The organism is Paenibacillus silvestris (genome assembly GCF_009882985.1).
Classification (GTDB): Bacteria; Bacillota; Bacilli; order Paenibacillales; family NBRC-103111; genus Paenibacillus_E; species Paenibacillus_E silvestris.
The window spans coordinates 1-21,425 of sequence record NZ_WTUZ01000012.1 but is presented as its reverse complement, the minus strand read 5'-3'; the positions used below and the strand labels follow the sequence as shown (position 1 = coordinate 21,425).

Below are 21,425 nucleotides of genomic sequence, written 5' to 3'. Positions count from 1 at the left end.
AATTTTTTGGCGTCGGGGGGGCGGTATTTATTTATTTCGCGCTATTGCGTTTCTGATAAGCTGCATTCATTTCTTCCGTAATTTTCACCATATCCGGATCTGTTTTCAACTTAGCTACATAGCTATCCCATGCGCTGAGTGATTCTTTCCCCATAATGACTTTGGTCTTCATGTCTTGAATTTTCTTTCTAAGTTCCGTACCGACCTTCTGGTTCGTATCGGAATTTAGACCTAGCGATGGGTCACCAGCGCTGATTTTTACTTTTTCATCAATGATTTTTCTGTTTCGTTCCAAGTAATCATTCGGCATACCTGTGCGGTAAGCACGCAGGTACTTATCATATTTCAAGAAAATTTGACCTAGCGCTTGTTGAGCTACAATATCTTTCTTTGCTTGCTCTGTCGGTGTCTTGATGCCGTCTTTCTCGGTATAGTGGACATCCTTCTGGCCAAAGCTTGCTAGATCATAGCCTTCTTGCGTAGCGCCGTAATCCATGAATTTCAACAATTGTTTCACTTTCGCTTCTGGCACAGATTTCGGAATAGCGTACATACCGAAGAATCCGCTGTCTTTGTTCGAATAGCCATTTAACGAAACTAGTGGGATAAAGTCAGCTTTAGGGTTCGTTTTACGCAGTTCTTCCGTTGGTTCCCATGCTGCTTCAGCTGTATCTTGGAAGCCTCCGCCGCGATTTGCTTTCAACAAGTCTTTGGCTTGTGTATTCTTGAGTACCGCGATGTCCTCAGGAATCAATTTCTCCTGGTAAGCACGGTTCATCCAAGTAAGCGCATCCTTCATTTCAGGCAGCACGTTTACGTTAACCAATTTGCCGTCTACAAGTTTCCAATCACCATTGACTTTCGTGAAGCTGTTTTGCAGCTGACCCATGTAAGCCATCCCATTTTGATCGACGAAGCCGATGTAACCGATGGTGTCATTTTTCCCGTTGCCATCTGGATCTTTCTCAACAAAAGCTTTCAATACGGTATATAGTTCATCTGTTGTTTTCGGAATTTCTAAATGTAACGTATCGAGCCAATCCTTACGCAGGTAAGGGAAACCTCCGCCATCCGTAGGACGAGCACGCGGGATACCGTACGTTTTACCATCTGCTTGCTTGGTGTTGTCCCAGGATTCCTTCGGATATTCCATCAAATTCGGATAGTCCTTGAGCATCGGAGTCAGTTCCCAGAAGGCGCCTTGAGCGACCATGCCGCGTACTTGAGCACTGAATGGATCATCGAGCAAGATCAGATCAGGAATATCGCCTGAAGCTAGTGTTACGTTGATTTTATCACCATAGTTGTTTGGTGAAACCCAAGTGATTTTAAGCTTTGTGTTTGTTTTCTTTTCGATTTCTTTGACGATGACATTGTCCGGCCCCGGAGGCTCCGGTGTGTAATACATTGTCATAATGCTGATCTCTGTTGGCTTGGCGGATGCTGCTTCTCCCCCGCTGCTAGCCGGTGCGCTGTCTTTGCTTCCACATGCAGCGAGCACAGAGGAAACTAGAAGGGTGGATGCTACTACGCTTATTGCTTTCTTTTTCATAACCATTATTGTACAACCTCCCCAAATTATCATCAATTACCTATTCTTTAACCGAACCTACCATTGCACCTTTGGCAAAGTGTTTTTGCAGGAACGGGTATACCAACAAAATTGGGATAGTCGCAATAACGACTGCCGCCATCTTGAGCGTTTCCGGAGGAATCCGCTGCTCGGACATCATTTCAGCTGCGGCACCGCCGCCTGCTGCCGTTGAAGCGTCAATCAACATATTCTGCAGCAACACTTGAAGCGGCTGCTTCGTGAAATCGTTGATATAGAGAAGAGCTGTGAAGAAGGTGTTCCAGTAGGCCACCGCATAAAACAGCCCGAATGCAGCAAGCGAAGGCAGCGACAGTGGCAAAATAATGCGATACCAGACGCTGATATCATTACAGCCATCGATACGTGCCGATTCTTCCAGGCTAGCTGGAATGCTGTCGAAGAAACCTTTCATCAGCAGCACATACCAGCCGCTTGTGAGGACGGGCAGGATGAGCGACCATGTGCTGTTAATCAAGTGCAAGTCTCTCACCAACAAATAAGGGGGAATGATCCCCGGATTAAACAGGGTCGTTAACAAGATGAGCAGCATGATGAACTTACGGCCCTGAAGCCTTTTACGAGAAATCGCATAAGCCAGACAGGATGTTACCAGCAAGCTAAGCACTGTCCCGACCACAGCTAGGAAAACGCTGTTTCCTATAGCATGCAAGAAAGCATCGGTAGACATCAGGTATTTGTATGATGCTAAGCTCCATTTGGCAGGAAGCAGCTTGAACTCACTGGAGATATAGCTGGATGGATCGCTGAACGAAACGACGAACACGTAATAGAGCGGGAAGAATGTAATAATGCCCATTATTCCTAGCAGGATGGCGTTCACCGCGTTGAAGACGCGATCGCTTTTGGAAGCAATATTGGTAGATACATGTTCAGATGACATCTAGGATTCCTCCTTCCCTTTCTAATAAACGCCGTCTTCGCCAAATTTCTTGGCCAGCTTATTCGCACCAATGACCAGCAGCAAGCCGACAACTGATTTGAACAATCCGACTGCCGTACTGTAACTAAATTGACCTTGTTTCACACCAAGCCTGTACACATAAGTATCGAACACGTCCGCTACTTCGGACACAGCCCCGTTCATCATCAAGAAGACCTGTTCGAACCCGACATCCATGATATGACCGATCCGGAGAATGAGAAGAATGATAATAACGGAACGAATACCTGGCAGAGTAATGTGCCACATTTGGCGGAACCGGCCGGCGCCGTCCATTTTGGCCGCTTCATATAATTGAGGATCAATGCTCGCCATCGACGCCAGGAAGATAATCGTGCCCCAGCCAGCATCTTTCCAAATGGATTGAGCCGTCAGCATGCCCCAGAAATAGTTCTTGTTCGTTAAGAAATCAACTTTATCGAAGCCCATGGCGACTAGCATTTGGTTGATCGCCCCATCACCTGTCGAAAACAATAGGAACGTGATCCCTACGATAATGACCCATGATAAAAAGTGAGGTAAATAGACAATCGATTGGATGATTTTCTTATAAACCATATGGCGCACTTCATTCAGCATTAGGGATAATAGAATCGGCAGCGGAAAGAAGAGCACTAAGGATAAGACGTTAATAGCTAGCGTATTTCGGAAGAGTGTGAAGAAATCCGGATTGGAGAAGAACCGCGCAAAGTGCTCCAGCCCCACCCACGGACTCCCCGACATGCCTTGATAGGGTGAATAGTTTTGAAAGGCGATAACGATTCCCCACATAGGCACATATTTGAAAATAAGGAAGTAGAGCAGCCCCGGAAGCGCTAACACATATAAAAATTTGTCCCGAGCGATGCCTGACCAGACTTGTTTCAATCGACTCGCGCCCACTTGTATTCCTCCATTCTCGTTGTAATGATGTCAGCCGGCAGGTAATTGCCTGGCGACAAGATTCAATTTACATGGTGCACCTGTTTCCTACAATCATCCATTTTTGTGACCCAGATATAGCGGGAAATCAAGGGTTTTCTAGGCAATTTCCACCCGTTGTCTTATTTTGCAAACAAGGAATCATAGCCTTGCCATAGTCGATGTTCTATAATAAAACGGTAATAGATTAGGTCTGAAAGGAGCTCCCCGTGACAATAAACAAAATCCCAAGCTCTTATCGCATTCCTTTGTTTTGCGCAGTCACTTTGTTGTTCTGGATGTCCATGTATACGAGCGTTCCCATCATGGCCCCTTATGTGGAATTCCTAGGCGGGAATCATCAACTGGCGGGATGGATCGTTGGCATGTATGGGATTTCCCAAATGCTGCTGCGCATACCTGTAGGCATTATGTCGGATCGCTTTCATAAGCGAAAACTTTTTATTACGTTTGGATTGTTTTTTACAGCCATCGGCGGACTAGGTCTTTGGTTCACCCACGATTTCACGTGGATTCTGATTCTCCGAGCACTGGCAGGTGCAGCCGCAGCAACGTGGGTCGACTTCACCGTTCTATTTACGAGCTACTATAAGCACGAAGAATCGACGAAAGCGATCGGAACGATCTCTTTTTTCAACTCCTTAGGGCAAGTGCTCGGCATTCTCTCCGCGGGATGGGCGGCGGATTCGCTAGGTTGGGAGGCTGCCTTTATTCTGGGGGCGCTGCTAGGGGTGCTTGGGTTTGTCGGTTCTTTCTTTTTGATTGAAAAAATAGAGCCAGATGCGCCCAAAATCACGATGCGTGCCATCGGAGATGTGGCTGCAGACCGGACGCTGCTCTTCGTGTCCTTACTGGCAATTTTGTCGCAGGTGCTCATCTTCGCCACGGTCTTCGGGTTTACCCCCGTTTATGCTACAGCCCTTGGCGCTGATAAGTTCTCCCTATCCATGCTCTCTTTATTCGCCAATGTACCTGTTGCGCTAGCTTCCTTATTCGGTGGGCGGAAATGGGCAGCTAAATACGGCGAGAAGCGAATGGTTGTATGGGGCTTTATCCTCATGGGTATTTTTACATTCACGATACCTTTCACGCATCATTTATGGGTGCTTATGATGACCCAGGCCTTGGCTGGCTTTGGCCGGGGACTTTCGTTTACACTGCTGATGGGAATGAGTATTAAACATATGCCAGCGGAAAAGCGGGCAACCGCGATGGGATTTTTCCAAGCCATCTATGGACTAGGGATGTTCGTAGGTCCCGTGCTAATGGGCGTGATCGGGGATTGGTTCTCATTGAATCAAGGCTTTATCGTGCTTGGTATTCTTGGCGTATTCAGTGCGCTTCTATCTCAGTGGTTCGTAAGAAGCACGCCTAAGATTCCCGCAGTCCCGTCCAGTGGATCTACCGCTGCTCTTTAACAGATAATAAGCGAATCTAAGCGATTCGCTCTTTTTTTTGTGTAAAGTGCAGGGGTAACCATCGTTGCCTTCGTCTATTCATGCGGAGAGGAGGAGAAGCACATTCAGGAACAAGAGCTTGTAACACGCATATTGAATGGTGATGAGGCGGCGTTCCGAGAACTTGTTGCGACTTATCGTCAATACTTGTTCCAAACGATCTACGCCATTGTACGCCATACCAAAGATGCCGAGGATTTATCACAGGACGTCTGGTCCCGAATATATTTCTCCCTCCCTCAGTACCAGATGAAAGGTCTCAAAACCTGGATGACCCGCATTGCGGTGAACCGGGCTATTGATTTTAAACGCTCGGCCAGCAGGCGAAGGGAAGAAATGACGGCAGAGATGGAAGTTCCGATGCAAGCTCAAGCCGCCCAGCCCGCAGGAACCTTTGCTTTTTCCTCTAATGGTGTGGAGCATGAAGTGTTGATGAAGGAGACCACAGAGCTCGTCCGCAAGAAGCTGCACGAAATCCCAGCTAATTACCATGAAGTCTTAACGGCCTATTATATTCAACATCAGTCTTATCAAGATATAGCAAGTGCTCACGGGGTAACGGTAAAAACGATTGAATCGAAGCTGTATAGGGCCAAGCAGTGGCTCCGCAACAACTGGAAGGAGGAGGATTTCATGTGAAACATTATGATGAACAAACTTGGAGTCTATACATCAATGAGCGGCTGCTGCCAAATGAAATCAGTGAAATGGAGCTTCATTTATACCGATGCAATGATTGTTTGACTCGATATATGATTTGTATGGAGCAAATGGCACTGACCCTGCCCACCATGGAAATAGATGAACGAACGTATGTAGATGCCGTGCTCACACGAACGTTGGGTACCAAGCGCTCTTGGTACCACTCCACGATGCTCCATTATGGGATTGCCGCGGCTGCAACGCTGATATTAGTGGCTACTGGCTTTTTCCATGGATTATCACAGGAGTTGGGACCTCAAGGCGCCTTACAGCCCGCTCCTCCTTCAGCAATTAAGATCGATCAACCGATATCAGACCAATTGCTAAATAAAACATTAACCTGGCTGGATACCTTGCAAAATAAATAAGCCACAAGGAGGTTTACACACTTAATGCCTAATAAAAGCAGCATCGTCGCTTTCCTATTGTCATTCATCCCCGGAGCGGGTCATCTCTATATGAATCGGCCCTTACGTGCCATTTTATACGGGGTAGGATTCTTTGGTCCCTCACTGCTCATGTTCGTCAGTGTAGCGGCCAGTCATACAGATGATGATATACTAATTCCGCTTTTCCTGTTCGCAGCTTTCGTTGCTGTCGTCAATATGATTGATATGATCGTCTACTTACTGCGCTCGCGCCCCTATTACGGACCGCAAGGGATGCCATACGGTGCTGAACCGCCGTACGACCACCACACGCCCGCCTGGGAACCTAATCCTTATGCCGTTCACGCTGCCGCGCAGCAAGAAAGAACGAGAGTAATGCTGCTTTCCTTTATCCCTGGCCTGGGTCATTTCCAGCTAGGTCTTATGCAGCGTGGTTTAACTGCTATGGTTTCGTTCTTCGGCGTTGCTGTTCTCGTTTTTTTCATCACCATGATGACCCATAACGAAAGTTTCGTAGCTTTTCTCCTGGCTATGCCGGTATTGTGGTTTTACACCATGTTTGATGCGCTTAAGCAGCAAGAACATAAGCAAGCGGGGCTTGTTCTTGTGGATCGCAGCCTGTTCGATGATTTTCATTTAGGCGACGATTCTGGCCGTAAGAACCGAACACTGGCAACGATTATCGCCATTTTTCCAGGTGCAGCTCATTTGTATCTGTCCATGAATAAGCGGGGCATTCAATTGATGGCGATTTTCTTGTTCTCCATTTATGTGCTGGATGTGCTGCGGCTGTCCTTTTTCTTCTTCTTGATTCCGATTCTGTGGTTCTTCAGCTTCTTTGATGGCTTACAGAGTATCTCGAAGTATGAAAATGGCACATTGGTAGATAAGCCTATCGTTGAAAACTGGTCAGCGTATCATCGCTCCATCGGGTTTGTCCTCATCCTCCTCGGAGGCTACTATATATTCAAAGAAGTCATTGTCCAGTTCCTGCATCAGCTTTTCCCGAATATGAACTACATGTATTGGCTGAACAACTTCGGCCAAACGTTGATTGTAGCCGTGATTCTTATCGGTGGGGGCATCAAATTATTGCTTTATCGAAAAACGCGGCCTGTTCATGCTGAACCGTTTGCCACTTCTTATTCCTCCTCCTATTATCCAGAAGATAAAGAGAGAGACACAGAGAGAGATCATACAGAGTCAGACTCCTCCGATTCATCTAAGGTTTACCTAGAAATAAACGAAAAAAAGAACCCTTTTTAAGGGGTTCTTTTTTTGTCGGTGTTTTTTGATTTCTTTTAAACGTGTTACACGTAAACCTTTAGGAAAATCTGCTTATAAAACACGGTAAGTGTCTTTGGCACATCCCCTCCAGCCTGATTATAACAGGTATGAAAGTCCTCTATGCAACGGTTTTTGTTTCGCGGAATGCTCCAACGGAACCACACCTCTCTGCTCACCGACAAATATAGTATGTCCGGATCATTGAACTTTAATCATCCTAAGGCAAATTATTTAATGACCGTGACCGGCGCCTTCACCGTGGCCATTATTCCTAGAATGGTTACGATTTTTTACTTTTTTCGATCCTGAGAGGGGCTCTTGCTGCTTGTGGCGCTGGCTATTCCCACTGGACTGGTTCTGAGATGTATCCGTTACTCCATAGGCATCTGATTTCATTGAGATCATTCCCTCCTAGTTATTCTTCATGATTAAGTGCATCTTGATGTCTGCGATCGTTCACTTGTTGCTGCTGTTGCTGTCTATTGTGGCTGTTCACAGCCTTCGTTCGGAAGTCTTTGTCTACATTTTGCAAATTTTTATCTGGCGCTTTTTGCTTGGTCATGTGAGTGAACTCCCCTCCGCATTTAAACGTGTGTGACTCTGTGGAGCGTTTGCGCGCATTCATGAATGTGGCGAACATAGTCATCCACAAGGTTTTGTACAACATCGCCTGTCTCGTCGATGTGCATAGTCCCCTGTTGGACATCCATCAACTCCACTTTAACCTCTCTAGCATCCACGTAGTTGACTTTAAAATCGAAATTGTAGCCCGTATGTCCACCCGCCTCAATATGAACCCTAACGGTCTGAGGATCGGCCTCATCGGCCCATACACGCGCCTGATCTGTAGGCTGCAGTGTAGTAGGGAGAACATTGCTCCACTCTTGTACCAATTCCGTTTGATCAATTGACAGCTTATCATTGCTCATAGGTAACACCTCCACATGTTTAAAATGCGGAAGGCGCTCGGCTTTTATCCATGTAAAAAAACAACAACACCCCTAAGTTCTTGCCGAAGGGGAGTTGTTTGAAATTGCTGTTTATTTCACCATCAATTGTAGAAGTACCGCCAGCATCTTAGCTGCTTCTTGACGCGTTGCCGTGTCTTGCGGCGCGAAGAGATTACCCGGCTTACCGGAAATGATTCCAGCTTGTTGCAGAGATTTCGCTGCCTCTACCGCATAAGCAGGAATGACCGATTGATCTGCGAAATCTGTCGCCTGTGTTGCTTTAGGCAACACATAGTCCATAGTAGAAGCGAAGCGGGTAATCATGGCTGCCATCTGGCCGCGAGTAATGTTCGCCTGAGGATCGAATTCGCCTGCGCGTACGCCGCTCGTAATGCCCTTCTCAGCTGCCCATTGAATGGCTTTGGCATAGTAGCTATCCGCTTTAACATCCTTGAAGCCAGTGCCTTTGTAAGAGCTTAAATCAGCATTAGCCATACGAGCGAGGATCAAAGTGAAGTCAGCTCTGGTAATATCCGCTTCTGGAGCGAAAACATCCTCATTGACACCATTCAGAATGTCTCGTGCTGACAGGTACGTAATGTAATCTTTTGCGAAGCTCGACGCTGTATCCTTGTAAATCGCTTTCTGATAACCAACAGCGTATTTCGAGAAATGCTTCACATTGAAACTTAATGTCCCTGTAACTGAATCAAAATGGCTATTCGTTACCTTCGTAAGCTCACCGTTATCTGCAATGTAGTAAGCCACAATTGCGTTAACATCTTCATTTGCACTTGGCTTGTAAGGAATCTCAACTTGCACTGATCCCCCGTTGAAGCTGGAAACAGTTTTACCGCCGGCTGTTACCGTAAAGTCAAAGATCGGACGGTCTTTCACTGCCTCTTCGAATGCTTCTTTCGCCGCGGCATCCATATTCTGCGTAATGGTATTCACATCTGTTTTGCGTATGGAGAACGAAACATCCCCCGTTGACGCGGCAGAGGAGATCGTGGATACGGCTTGCTTGTCAAAAGAAATTTGCCCGATGCCTGCCGCAATTTTCATTTCTGTCGTTGTACTGTTTGCAATCTTATTCATTGCTTCTGCAGGCAGCTTGACGTCCACTTGATTCGAAGTTGCATCTACAGCTGCTTGGATCTGAAGAACAGTCGCTTTGCTTGTCGATTCTGTCATATCTTTTAAAACTTGAGTGACTTGATCAATAGAAACGTTAGCAACCGAAGTTCCTGCACTATCTTTTGTTACAGAAGGAGTAATCGTTGCTTTGTCACCGCTAGTTGTTGGCACAGTTGGTCCAGTAGATGGAGCTGATGGTCCAGACTGTGCTGGCGTCTCTCCATCTCCATCATCATCGGAATTACTAGTGGAATATACGGTTACGCTGGCTTCTGCAGCCCCATATCCATCCGGGCTAGTAGCAGTAATCATTGCGTTGCCGACAGCTACGAAAGATACAACCCCTTCTGCATCAACAGTTGCAACGGAAGGATTAGACGATTTCCATTGCACCGTACCCGTTGTGACGCCATTTCCTTGTGAATCCTTTATATTCGCTGTTAGTTTTGTTGATGCAGTACCTGTCGGTACAGATAATGCAGTCTTATCCAAAGCAACTTTTTGAACGTTCAGCTGGTATACCGCTACAGTTCCGCCCACCTCATTAGCTACTAGCAGGAGCGGGTTACCATTCGGACTAATCGCTGCAGGAATAAATTCAATACCTTCAGGCCCTGTATCCGTGTTCAAGTTATCTTTAGGCGTAAATACCCGCGAGTTCGTGTAGTTAATAAATTTTGCATTGACGGGATCCGTAACGTCATAAGTCATAATACCACCTATGCGCTCTAATCCTACAAAAGCTAGTACCTTGCTGCCAACTTTACTAACCTTAATATCTTCTGGTTCTGGACCTTTTTTCGAGCTGCGGTCATCCATCGCCGTTTTACTATTGCTTGCATTGAAATTGTTAGGTAAACGCTGTGCCGTCACTTTCTCAAATTCATTGCCGCTATCATAAACGGGATCCATCGTATTAGCTTGCCAGATCGAGAAGGAACGTCCGCCATAGAGATAAATGCTGTCATGACCCATATCACCAGCAACTTCAACACCGTCATAGGCGGTTTTTCCCGCTAGGAAGATGGCTGCCGCTGAACCAGGTACCAAACTGCCCTTCATAGCACCAATCGTGCTTCCATTGGTTCTGACGCCCGGCCATTCTGTCACATCACCTTCATTAGCTGTGAAGATATACGGAACGCCGTTGATCGTTTGCGTAGAAATACCATCTGGCATATACATACCGTAGAAAGGAACATTCTCAAACTTAATCGCATTGTCTTTGACGAGGTCTAGCGAATTACCCGGAAGATTCAAATCCTTGAAACCCAATCCTTTTACAGACAAAAGGGTTTTGGAAGCAATGTCCACCGTTCCGATTGCATTATTTTCTTGGAATGAAACATAGGCTTTGGAGTTATCTTCAGAGATTGCGATATATTCCGGCTCCAAATCAAAAACCGCATCCGCTTTCTGTCCTTCTCCCGTAACTGCGCCTGTCGCTACATCCGATGCACCGCGAATATGTACCTTAGCATCAATAACGGAGACATTGTTGAATCTAACATTAGAAACCGTATCATTCGTTGTATCAACAATGGTGATACTACCTTCAGGATCTGCTCCACTTGTGCGCGGCTCACCCTCATTGGCGGTCAAAATATATCTACCATCAGCAGTAGTTTTGATCATGTCCGGCTGAACACCTGCTGCATAGGATTTCAGAACGTTACCGTCATAATCCATAACAAGGATTTTCCCAGGCTTCTTAGAGTCCAACTCTTGAACAGAAAGGGAAACGCGTTTCGTCTTTGTATTGACATCCACACTTGTCAGGTCTCCATATAAGAAACCTTCCTTTTCAACCAAATCTTTCATCGTGATCGTTTTCTCTTTGACTGGGCCTTGCTCAAGGTCTAGGCGAACAATTTCCAAACTAGGTGGATTACCTGAACCATTTACTAAATAAAACTTATTATTATCCTTGTTGTACTTAACAATTTCAGCTACTCCGCCGTCTTTATTGGTAACTCCTACAGCGAATTGTCCAATTTTGGTTATGCTCAAAGCGTCATTAGCAACGGGTGCAGCAAGAACAGTCAAGGACAGATTCTGACCGTACTGGGCAAGCGAGCTGTCTGTTACTTTAACGTATACGTTTGTTGTTACTGACGTTCCTTGTGCAGGTGAGCCATATACTTCCCCCGTGGTTGAATTGATCGATAAACCATTGGGAAGCCCCGTAGCTGTGAATGCGTACGGTGGTTTACCTCCATATACGTTCATCGTGACGGAGTATGCCGTTTGTTCATACGCATTAGGCAAACTTTTGTTCGTATATCCTAATTGGGAAAACCATGAACCATAACTCCCGTATTTTGGACCTTTGACTGCTCTATCCTGATCGGTTGTTGCGGCACCAGTGATATCAAACTGTCCGAAATCAACTTTATTATTATCTGTATCCACTAACGCTTTCCGACGGATAGACTTCTGTTTGGATGTACCTTCCGCGGACCCCTTTGGATAGTCAATCTCATAGCCATCTATATCCGTTTGAATATCCTCATTATCGCCATCATTGCTTCCCGTACCGACCATATCTACATACCCAGCAGGCTTTGGATTATTGGCAAAAGGATTCTTATTCGTACTCTCTAACTTCGTCTGATTACTCAAAAGTGCAACTTTCAGGCCTTTATTATTAATCCAGCGTCCTGTCCATAATTGGTCATATGTAGCTGACAAATTAAATTTAGGAGAACCTGCCCCTGTAGCTTGTCCAAGAACAAGGAAAGAAGATTTTGCTTTAATCGTACCTTCGAGATCCAGCTTCTGCCAATCACCCGTTGGCCCTGTCTTTGCCGATGAACCGCGGTCCGCGTATTGCAAGGACCATCCATTGAGTACGACATCTTGACTTGTAGGATTGTATAGCTCAATAAAACCATGCGATGAGGCCGTATTGCCAGAATCTACGGTTAAGCCCCCACCGTAAACTTGGTTAATAAACACGTGCGGCACATTAACATCATAATTGCCGTTCGCTTGATACGGAGTACCTGGTACAACGATGACTTCTGCAGCTGCGGTTGAAACGATGGAGCCAAACGAAGATACACTTACAGCCGCCGATAACATAACGGACATTAATCTCTTCCTAACAGTATTCAACTGTTGCTCACTCTCCTTAGCTTGGTATACCTCGTCCATTATAAAAAAAATGAAAACCACTAAATACCACTTTGTGTCAATTTATTGTTAATTGTTTGTAAATCGGTGTCATTAAATGAAATAACAAAAAAAGCCACATGATTCATTGGAATCGCATGACTTTTTGGTTGGGGTATTACCATGGAAATAGCCGATTAATTAATTTGACAATAATTTTCCTTCAAAGACGTATCCATGTTCTCTTTTAACTGCTTTAATGTTTCATCGATACCATCGTATTGAGAATTTGGATTGGCATTATGCCTTTCAACGGCATCCCGCATCTGTTTATCATAGTTTGCTGTTATTTGCTGACAGAATGGCCCACCTCCTGGCACTGAAGAAGGCATTGTTGCTTGTGCCTGTTGCGGACGATTCGGCATCATTGCGTCGGTTTGCACCATAGTTGTTTGAGCAGTCCAAGTTCTAAAAAAATCATATGCCGAAAGCTTCTTCTGGCTGAACGCTTCAGCATCCGGCCGTTTTACCGTTATATAACGCATCACCATATTTTTTTGAACCACACCAACAATTAAGACCTCGGCTGGAGAATTTAAGATAAGCTGCGAAAGAGCAAGAATATGATCATTATCGGTTTTCGTGTCATTTGCCATCTCAAGGTCGACTTTCAGGTAAGGACCGAATTCGTTATAGATCAGCTGCACATTTTTCCCCGAAGAAGCCTTCGCCTTTTCATTCAGAGCAGGAATCGTCGCCGCAAAATCCTTCGTCGGATTCGGATTCGGGTACGAGATATCGACCGCATACTTGTCCCCATCCCAGTTTACACTCGCCCCGGTTTGTTTCAACAAATAAAGTGGCACAAGTGTACGCCCATCTTGAATGATACCCGGCATATCTTCGACGCTCAGCTCTTTTCCACCAAATAACACTTTTACAATGGGGTTCCCCTTATAGTCTCCATTCTTGCTGGCAGCCTGAACAGCACCGGCAAAACATAGCAATAATGCGACCATGCCGATCATTATTTTCTTTTTCTTCATACCCAGTAAGTCCTCACTCTCATTCACGATTATCAATAGGTCTTCTAGAAAAATTGAAGAATCCCTGCACCAGCTAATTTAAAGAATATATTAAGCATATAAATATCTTCTTTGGATTCTAGTCCAACGGTCACGAACGCAAAAAAAAAACGCACCAGACCGTGTACTCAACAGTCCAGTGCGTTTCGTTGTTTTATGCCCCATGTCGTTTAACTATTGGGGTATTACCATGGTTACGGAGAGGGTGGGATTCGAACCCACGGAGACCTTGCGACCTCGGCGGTTTTCAAGACCGCTGCCTTAAACCACTCGACCACCTCTCCACGATAGCTGTCCCCTCTAGAGGAGACAACCTTGTGCAGTGACAAAAAGCATTATATCACATACTCCCGCTAAGAAGCAAGTGCTATTTTTTCGTGATCACTTTTACGTTGTTCATGTATGGAACAAGAACCTCAGGCACAACAATCGAACCGTCCGCCTGCTGGTAATTTTCGAGGATCGCCGCAACCGTACGTCCAAGTGCTAATCCTGAACCGTTCAATGTATGTACGAACTCGGGTTTCGCTTTAGAGTCTCTACGGAAGCGAATGTTCGCTCTGCGTGCTTGGAAGTCTTCGAAGTTACTGCAAGAAGAGATCTCGCGGTACGCGCCGCTATTTGGAAGCCATACTTCCAAGTCATACGTCTTCGCTGATGTGAAGCCGATATCACCTGTGCATAGGGAAAGCACACGGTATGGCAGCTTCAACAGCTGTAGAACGCGCTCAGCGTGCCCTGTGAGCTTCTCTAGCTCATCGTAGGAGTCTTCGGGCTTAACAAGCTTAACGAGCTCAATTTTGTTGAACTGGTGCTGTCTGATTAAGCCGCGTGTGTCTCTACCAGCTGAACCTGCCTCTGAGCGGAAGCAAGCGCTGAACGCAACGAAATTAACAGGCAATTGCTCTGTTGTCAAAATATCATCCCGGTGATAATTCGTAACCGGTACCTCTGCCGTAGGAATTAGGAAATACTCCGAATTCTCTACTTTAAAGACATCTTCCTCGAACTTCGGAAGTTGACCCGTACCTGTTAAGCTATCGCGGTTAACAATATAAGGCGGCAGCATTTCTTCATAACCATGCTCATCACTGTGCAGGTCCATCATGAAGTTGATCAATGCGCGCTCTAATCTTGCGCCAAGCCCTTTATAGAAGACGAAACGCGAGCCCGTTACCTTCGCCGCCGCTTCGAAATCCAGGATACCCAGCTCCTGCGCTACTTCCCAGTGCGGCTTCACTTCAAAATCGAACTGTGGAATATCCCCTACACGGCGCATCTCCACATTCTCTTCTTCTGAGCGGCCTACAGGGACGCTAGGATGGGGCATATTCGGGATGGAGAGGAGAACTTGTTGTAAGGACTCGTCCAATACGCGAATCTCATCATCCAGCTCTTTAATGCGGTCTCCGACAACTTTCATTTCTTGGATTAACTCATCGGCGTTCTCACCGGATCTTTTACGACCAGCCACCTCTTGGGAAACGGTGTTGCGGCGATTTTTGAGCTGCTCTGTTTCTTGCAGAAGCTCTCTGCGCTTTAAATCTAAGGCTGTAAAACCGTTCAGCTCTTCAATCTGCTTACCACGGTTTTGCATGGCTGCTTGCACGGCAGCCAAATCGTTTCGAAGTAACTTTACATCAAACAAGGAGATTCCTCCGTTAGCGCAAAATGGTTGTATATGGAAGCAAGCACCCTTACCGAAGTATTCGGTGATTTCAAGGTGCTTGTACCATCAATTATGCTTGACTTTCTTTTACCATATCTAAGAAATAACTATGCAAACGGAAATCGTCTGTCAGCTCAGGGTGGAACGATGCCGCAAGGAGATGTCCTTGCTGCGCCGCGACGATCTGGCCGTTATACGTAGCCAGAACCTCAACATCCGGACCCACTTTCTCGATCAGTGGGGCACGGATGAAGACCGCGCGAACGTTCTCGTCTATGCCTTTGATCGGCAAATCCGTCTCAAAACTTTCGCGTTGACGTCCAAACGCGTTACGAGCCACCGTAATATCCATCAGCTCAAGATGAGCTTCCGGCTGTCCGGTGATCTCTTTCGCGATGACGATCAACCCTGCGCAGGTTCCGAAGATCGGCTTCCCTGCGGCGGAAAATTCTCTAAGCGCATCGATAAAGCCAAACGTGCGCATAAGCTTACCAATTGTCGTACTTTCTCCACCTGGCAGAATAATACCATCAAGATCAGCAAGCTGCTCTGTACGCTTAACTACAACGCCTTCGGCGCCTGCCATCTCGATGCCACGAATATGCTCTGCTACCGCGCCCTGAAGCGCGAGAACCCCAATTTTCGTCATTACCAGCCGCGCTCCTGCATACGCTCGGAAGCTTGTAGCTTGGAGATTTCGATTCCCTTCATAGGGCTGCCTAGGTTTTTGGAGATTTCTGCAATCAAGTTAAAGTCTGTGTAGTGTGTTACAGCTTGAACAATAGCTTTTGCGAATTTCTCAGGGCTATCGGATTTGAAGATACCAGAACCTACGAATACCCCATCGGAACCCAAATGCATCATTAGAGCAGCATCAGCTGGAGTCGCTACGCCGCCTGCAGCGAAGTTAACAACCGGCAATTTGCCTGTTTCATGTACTTGCAGCATCAATTCATAAGGAGCACCGATTGTTTTCGCTTCAAACATCAACTCATCTTTGGACATCGCTTGAACTTTGCGAATTTGACCTTGAATCTGACGCATGTGACGAACAGCTTCAACGATGTTGCCAGTTCCCGGCTCACCTTTGGTACGAAGCATGGAAGCTCCTTCCCCAATACGGCGCAAAGCTTCGCCTAGATCACGGCAACCGCACACGAAAGGAACGGTGAAATCACGTTTATTGATGTGGAACACTTCATCCGCAGGTGTCAAAACTTCACTCTCATCGATATAATCAACGCCCAGAGACTCCAGGACTTTTGCTTCTACAAAGTGCCCGATTCTTGCTTTCGCCATAACCGGAATGGATACGACTTTCATAACTTCTTCAACGATAGTTGGATCAGCCATACGGGATACCCCGCCAGCCGCACGAATGTCAGCAGGTACGCGCTCTAGCGCCATAACAGCAGAGGCACCAGCTGCTTCTGCGATCTTTGCTTGCTCGGCGTTCATAACGTCCATAATTACGCCGCCTTTTTGCATTTCGGCCATACCTGTTTTAACGCGGGATGTTCCTGTTTCCATTCTTTATTTCCTCCTATACCTTAGTGCGATTTTATACAGTTTCCTACACGATTCGATAGTAAACTTCTAAACAAACATTTTACATGAAGGAGGGGCATTATACAACCCATTATCTGGTCTAGGAACCACCCTTGATGCCTTTAAACATATCGCTAAAGAAGTTTTTGATGGAGCGGAATAGCAGCCGAATCCAACTTCCTTTTTCGACATCATCATCAGCAATAAGATCTGCCGTTTTTTCTTGTCCATTGTAAGTAACTTTTACTTTACCCAGTGTATCGCCCTTCGCAATTGGCGCTACCAGTTTGCTTTCTTCCAATGCCTCTGCCGTGATTGTAAAGTCCGTATCTTTCGCGCCTTTTTTCGTAACGAAGGTTAGACCTGTTTTGGTTACTAGAGGCACTTGCGTTTGAACGCCTTTCTTAATGTTTACGATTTTCAAAGAATCTATTGCTTGTTTCGCGTTTAGGAAAGGTTTTATTTCGAAATTATTAAATCCATAATCCAGCAGCTTTCTAGTCTCATTAAAACGCTCCGGTTCTGTCTTCGTTCCCATGACAACGGAAATAAGGCGCATCCCGTTTTTTTCTGCAGTTCCCGTAAAGCAGTAACCCGCGTCATCCGTAGAACCTGTTTTTAAACCGTCCAGACCTGGATAAGCATACTTTTTGAAATTAGCATTCGTTGAATTGCCTTCCAGCATCCAGTTCCAATTGATCATAGGTGTTTTATCGGTTGGTCTCAGCTTTAACGTAGGAATTTTCGTGAAATCGAGAATTTCCTTGTGATCCTTAAGGATGTTGTAGGCAAGAATAGCCGCATCCCGCGCTGTCATTTTGGTTTCGCCCTCAATGGATTGCGGTGGATCCTTCAAATCGGCACGAGAGAGTCCTGTAGCGCTGATAAAATGAGCCTTGTCGGACATGCCTAATTGCTTAGCCTTATCATTCATCATTTTCGCAAAATTTTCTTCTGATCCCCCGCCAAGGAGCTCAGCGAAAGCCACGGATGCATCATTCGCGGAATAGATGGACATCGCACTGAACATATCTTTAAAAGATAGTGTTTCATTCTCTGCGATCAACTGGCCAGAACCAATAACATCAGCAGCATTCTTAGAAGCTGTGACTTGGGATTCCCAGGTGAACTTGCCTTCTTTGATACTTTCCATCGCTAAGTACTCGGTCATCATCTTCGCCATACTTGCCGGCGGAAGCGCCTCATCTGCATTCATTTCATAGAGAATAGCGCCTGTGCTTGCTTCCATAATGATCGCGGATTTAGCGTTGACCTTCAACTCGCTCCCCGCAGGTGCTGTAGTTGTCGTTGGAGCTGGCGTTGCGGCTGGTGTTTTGGTATCTGCGGCGGACGCCGGTTGTATATGTAAAAGTACGGATTGAGCGATTAAACTAACACCTAACACCAAAGCAATCTTTTTCCTTGTAAAACTAAAAAATCTCACAACTTCACTCTCCCTAGTAATTTTTATAACATTTTATATTGTAACACACCCTATTAGACAAAAAAAAGAAGACACAGGTTCAAATCCTGCGCCTCCAATTATAGCCATATTGTTACAATTATAATGAGTAGTTAGGAGCTTCTTTTGTAATTTGAATATCGTGCGGGTGACTTTCCTTTAAACCTGCACCTGTAATCCGGATAAATTGCGTGTCGTGGATCAATTCTTGAATGTTGCGTGCACCGCAATAGCCCATTCCTGAACGAAGTCCGCCAACAAGTTGATACACTGTGTCAGCTAATGGCCCTTTGTAAGCCACGCGTCCCTCAATACCCTCAGGAACAAGTTTGCTCTCGTTTTCTTGGAAATAACGGTCTTTACTGCCTTCCTTCATGGCGCCTAGGGAACCCATACCACGGTAAACTTTGAATTTACGTCCTTGGAAAATTTCTGATTCTCCTGGGCTTTCATCTGTTCCAGCAAAAAGACTACCAATCATAACGGCACTCGCCCCAGCCGCGATCGCTTTTACCACGTCACCTGAGTACTTGATACCACCGTCGGCGATAACGGGAACACCGAATTCAGCTGCTGCTTGCGCGCAATCAAAGATGGCTGTAATTTGCGGAACACCAATTCCTGCAATAACTCGTGTCGTACAAATGGATCCTGGCCCAATACCAACCTTAACCATGGATGCTCCAGCTTTGATCAGATCACGTGTACCGTCCCCTGTTGCTACATTTCCAGCAATGATAGGCAGTTCAGGATACTGCGCTCTAAGCTTCTTCACAGTTTCAGCAATGTTAATGTGATGACCGTGTGCAGAGTCTACTACAATTACGTCGATTCCTGCTTTGACAAGCGCAGCAGCCCTCTCTATTACATCCTTAGAAACACCTACAGCTGCCCCTACAAGTAAACGGCCTTGTGCGTCCTTCGCGGAGTTAGGGAACTGAATCGCCTTCTCAATATCCTTGATCGTAATTAGCCCTTTCAGACCAAAATTATCATCGACCAAAGGAAGTTTCTCAATCTTATGCTTTTGAAGAATGCCTTCCGCTTGTTGAAGCGTAGTTCCCACCGGAGCTGTAACAAGGCCTTCTTTCGTCATTACTTCTTTAATTTTAATTGAGTAGTCATGAACAAAGCGCAAATCGCGATTCGTCAAAATCCCAACAAGCTTGTTCGTCTCATCCACGATAGGTACACCAGAAATCCGGTACTTCGCCATAAGCTCTTCTGCATCATAAACATGATGTTCAGGCGTTAAGGAGAAAGGGTTTGTGATAACCCCGCTCTCTGAGCGCTTAACACGGTCTACATGCTCAGCTTGAAGCTCGATAGGCATATTCTTATGAATAATTCCAATTCCGCCTTCTCTGGCCATTGCGATCGCTAGGGCAGATTCTGTAACAGTATCCATTGCGGAGCTGATGAACGGAATATTCAATTTCACATGAGGAGCAAGAACCGTTGAAACGTCGATCTCCTTACCGAACACTTCAGACTTCCTTGGCACCAACAGCACATCGTCAAACGTTAAACCTTCCTTACCAAACTTGTCTTCCCTCACAACACATATTCCTCCTTAGATCTGTCTATTCAAAACCTCGACTAAACATCCTGCTCACCGTATATGATTGCAATCTTAACAAAAGCCCTTTTTTCGTGTCAAGGAAAAGGGCTTCTCCAGAGATCAGCAGCCATCCGAATAAGAACATTCGGTTAACGATAGGAATATGTGCTGTTTGAATTCCATAACAGAAATTGTTCCACACCCTGCTCCTTAGCCGCTTTAATTTGCTCTTTCACATCTATATTTCCGTACTTCTTGTGAGGTTTCACCCATGTAGCCGTAAAGTCTTGATACCATGGTCTAATCTCTGCCGTTGGTGCACTTGCTCGCATAAGGCTCATGTTTTTCCCATTCGCATCGCTTATCGCTTTATGAATAACCGCATAGGGCTGCAAATCTGGATACTTGATACCGTACATCCCATTTGAGTAATGCGAAGGATACAGCATTGGCGAGATATAATGAACCTGCTTGCTGATCATTGACCAGTCTTGTCCTATACCCATATCATTGTCGGAGGACGTCGTTAATCCAAATACATCAGCGGATAAATAAACCTCATCACCTAGTCGCTCCTTAGCCTTACTGAGAAAAGATTCAATGACCTGTGCTTTGCTCCGTTTGCTTGGATTATCGAACTTGACCTCAGCATCGACCCGTTTGCTGTTTTCGGGGAATCGCACATAGTCGAATTGTACTTCATCAAAACCCAGCTCCGCTGCCTCTTTGGCAATCTGAAGGTTGTACTCCCATACTTCTTCTTTGTATGGATCGACCCACGCCGTCCCTTTATTATCCTGCCAAACATTGCCCTGATAAGTCTTCATCGCATAATTGCTTTTCTTTTTACTCAAATAGGGGTCTTTAAACACGACAACGCGTGCTATCGTATATATATGCTTATCCTTCAGCCTCTTCAGCGTCCCTTTCAGGTCACGGATGATGACGCTGCTATTGGCTCCTATCTCATTCACCAAAGGCACTGCCGAGGCGTATGTAACTTGTCCCGAATCGTTCTTCACGTCAATAACCATGGCATTTAAATCCGTTTCATCCACTAAACGAATCAATTGTTCCAGTTTGCTGCCTACCGCAGACCATGCCGATACGTAAATGCCTTTGACCACTTGCTTAGCAGGCATCTGATGCTGGGAGTTTACTTTTGCCGGAAGAGCTTCTTGCTTCGCAACTGCTTCTAACTTAGGAGCAAGGAATGTATCAGCTCTGGCCAAATGATTCAAGGATTGAAGGGGCCCCAGCTCCTCCTTCACTGCGTCCAGCTTCACCGAGCAACCTTGTGCAACCAAAAGACAAATTAAGAAAATACCTATCCATTTCATACCCAAAAATGCTTTCATACTAATCCCTCCTTATAGGGCTAGTATGGTTTTTTACGCTATTTTGTAGTGATGTAAAAAAAAGAGTCCTCTTGGAATTTCTTCCAAAAAGACTCTTTATAGTTGCTTGGCAACGTTCTACTCTCCCAGAACCCTGCGGTTCAAGTACCATCGACGCTGGAGGGCTTAACGGTCGTGTTCGAGATGGGAACGCGTGGGTCCCCTCCGCCATCATCACCAAACAGTCAAAG

General features: G+C 45.8%; 18 protein-coding genes, 1 tRNA gene and 1 rRNA gene. 4 read left to right on the top strand and 16 right to left on the bottom strand.

Features of this window, described 5'->3' with window-relative positions; translation table 11 throughout:
- Nucleotides 1-31: 31 nt before the first annotated feature.
- Genes GQF01_RS09270 through GQF01_RS09260 form a run of 3 tightly spaced genes read right to left on the bottom strand, consistent with a single transcriptional unit; the run spans nucleotide 32 to nucleotide 3,437 of the window.
- Nucleotides 32-1,558 carry an extracellular solute-binding protein gene (locus tag GQF01_RS09270; protein ID WP_235959314.1) on the bottom strand — a complete coding sequence of 509 codons (1,527 nt, stop codon included), beginning with the start codon at nucleotides 1,556-1,558 and terminating at the stop codon, nucleotides 32-34.
- 34 nt (nucleotides 1,559-1,592) lie between these two features.
- Nucleotides 1,593-2,495 carry a carbohydrate ABC transporter permease gene (locus GQF01_RS09265; RefSeq protein WP_161406551.1) on the bottom strand — a complete coding sequence of 301 codons (903 nt, stop codon included), beginning with the start codon at nucleotides 2,493-2,495 and terminating at the stop codon, nucleotides 1,593-1,595.
- 21 nt (nucleotides 2,496-2,516) lie between these two features.
- Entirely contained in the window at nucleotides 2,517-3,437 is a 921-nt protein-coding gene (locus tag GQF01_RS09260) for an ABC transporter permease (protein ID WP_328803427.1), read from the bottom strand.
- A 248-nt stretch (nucleotides 3,438-3,685) separates the two neighbouring features.
- Here GQF01_RS09260 and GQF01_RS09255 point away from each other — a divergent pair, with 248 nt between their 5' ends.
- From GQF01_RS09255 to GQF01_RS09240, 4 genes are all read left to right on the top strand, one after another.
- Nucleotides 3,686-4,894 carry an MFS transporter gene (locus GQF01_RS09255; RefSeq protein WP_161406550.1) on the top strand — a complete coding sequence of 403 codons (1,209 nt, stop codon included), beginning with the start codon at nucleotides 3,686-3,688 and terminating at the stop codon, nucleotides 4,892-4,894.
- Nucleotides 4,895-5,026: 132 nt separating this feature from the next.
- Nucleotides 5,027-5,572: a sigma-70 family RNA polymerase sigma factor gene (locus tag GQF01_RS09250; RefSeq protein WP_202556211.1), complete on the top strand. Its 546-nt coding sequence runs from the start codon at nucleotides 5,027-5,029 to the stop codon at nucleotides 5,570-5,572.
- The gene (locus GQF01_RS09245) at nucleotides 5,569-6,003 is read left to right on the top strand and encodes a hypothetical protein (protein WP_161406549.1); all 435 of its coding nucleotides are present in this window, start codon (nucleotides 5,569-5,571) and stop codon (nucleotides 6,001-6,003) included. Before GQF01_RS09250 ends, GQF01_RS09245 begins: the two co-directional genes overlap by 4 nt.
- Nucleotides 6,004-6,027: 24 nt before the next feature.
- Nucleotides 6,028-7,290, top strand: a complete 1,263-nt coding sequence (locus GQF01_RS09240) for a hypothetical protein (RefSeq protein WP_202556209.1) — start codon at nucleotides 6,028-6,030, stop codon at nucleotides 7,288-7,290.
- Between the two features lie 252 nt (nucleotides 7,291-7,542).
- Here the strand turns inward: GQF01_RS09240 and GQF01_RS09235 are convergent, their stop codons facing one another.
- From GQF01_RS09235 to rrf, 13 genes are all read right to left on the bottom strand, one after another.
- Nucleotides 7,543-7,707 (bottom strand): small acid-soluble spore protein P, encoded by a 165-nt coding sequence (locus GQF01_RS09235; protein ID WP_328803426.1) that lies wholly within the window; start codon nucleotides 7,705-7,707, stop codon nucleotides 7,543-7,545.
- Nucleotides 7,708-7,726: 19 nt separating this feature from the next.
- Nucleotides 7,727-7,873: a hypothetical protein gene (locus GQF01_RS35890; protein WP_202556207.1), complete on the bottom strand. Its 147-nt coding sequence runs from the start codon at nucleotides 7,871-7,873 to the stop codon at nucleotides 7,727-7,729.
- A 22-nt stretch (nucleotides 7,874-7,895) separates the two neighbouring features.
- Complete coding sequence (locus GQF01_RS09230) at nucleotides 7,896-8,240, bottom strand: hypothetical protein (protein WP_161406547.1); 345 nt, start codon at nucleotides 8,238-8,240, stop codon at nucleotides 7,896-7,898.
- Nucleotides 8,241-8,351: 111 nt separating this feature from the next.
- Nucleotides 8,352-12,491 carry a choice-of-anchor I family protein gene (locus tag GQF01_RS09225; RefSeq protein WP_161406546.1) on the bottom strand — a complete coding sequence of 1,380 codons (4,140 nt, stop codon included), beginning with the start codon at nucleotides 12,489-12,491 and terminating at the stop codon, nucleotides 8,352-8,354.
- 218 nt (nucleotides 12,492-12,709) lie between these two features.
- On the bottom strand, nucleotides 12,710-13,558 hold the full coding sequence (locus GQF01_RS09220) for a stalk domain-containing protein (protein ID WP_161406545.1): 849 nt from the start codon (nucleotides 13,556-13,558) through the stop codon (nucleotides 12,710-12,712).
- A gap of 236 nt (nucleotides 13,559-13,794) precedes the next feature.
- Nucleotides 13,795-13,881: transfer RNA gene (locus GQF01_RS09215), tRNA-Ser, on the bottom strand.
- A gap of 83 nt (nucleotides 13,882-13,964) precedes the next feature.
- On the bottom strand, nucleotides 13,965-15,245 hold the full coding sequence (serS, locus tag GQF01_RS09210; RefSeq protein WP_161406544.1) for a serine--tRNA ligase: 1,281 nt from the start codon (nucleotides 15,243-15,245) through the stop codon (nucleotides 13,965-13,967).
- A gap of 91 nt (nucleotides 15,246-15,336) precedes the next feature.
- A complete protein-coding gene (gene pdxT / locus GQF01_RS09205) occupies nucleotides 15,337-15,915 on the bottom strand; it encodes a pyridoxal 5'-phosphate synthase glutaminase subunit PdxT (RefSeq protein WP_161406543.1) in 579 nt (192 codons plus the stop codon).
- A complete protein-coding gene (gene pdxS / locus GQF01_RS09200; protein WP_161406542.1) occupies nucleotides 15,915-16,796 on the bottom strand; it encodes a pyridoxal 5'-phosphate synthase lyase subunit PdxS in 882 nt (293 codons plus the stop codon). The genes pdxT and pdxS overlap by 1 nt, the downstream gene beginning before the upstream one ends.
- Before the next feature lie 118 nt (nucleotides 16,797-16,914).
- Nucleotides 16,915-18,258 (bottom strand): D-alanyl-D-alanine carboxypeptidase family protein, encoded by a 1,344-nt coding sequence (locus GQF01_RS09195; RefSeq protein WP_161406541.1) that lies wholly within the window; start codon nucleotides 18,256-18,258, stop codon nucleotides 16,915-16,917.
- A 118-nt stretch (nucleotides 18,259-18,376) separates the two neighbouring features.
- Nucleotides 18,377-19,834 (bottom strand): IMP dehydrogenase, encoded by a 1,458-nt coding sequence (guaB, locus tag GQF01_RS09190; RefSeq protein WP_161406540.1) that lies wholly within the window; start codon nucleotides 19,832-19,834, stop codon nucleotides 18,377-18,379.
- Nucleotides 19,835-19,986: 152 nt separating this feature from the next.
- Complete coding sequence (locus tag GQF01_RS09185) at nucleotides 19,987-21,195, bottom strand: putative glycoside hydrolase (RefSeq protein WP_161406539.1); 1,209 nt, start codon at nucleotides 21,193-21,195, stop codon at nucleotides 19,987-19,989.
- 104 nt (nucleotides 21,196-21,299) lie between these two features.
- Nucleotides 21,300-21,416 (bottom strand): 5S ribosomal RNA (rrf, locus tag GQF01_RS09180).
- Nucleotides 21,417-21,425: the final 9 nt, after the last annotated feature.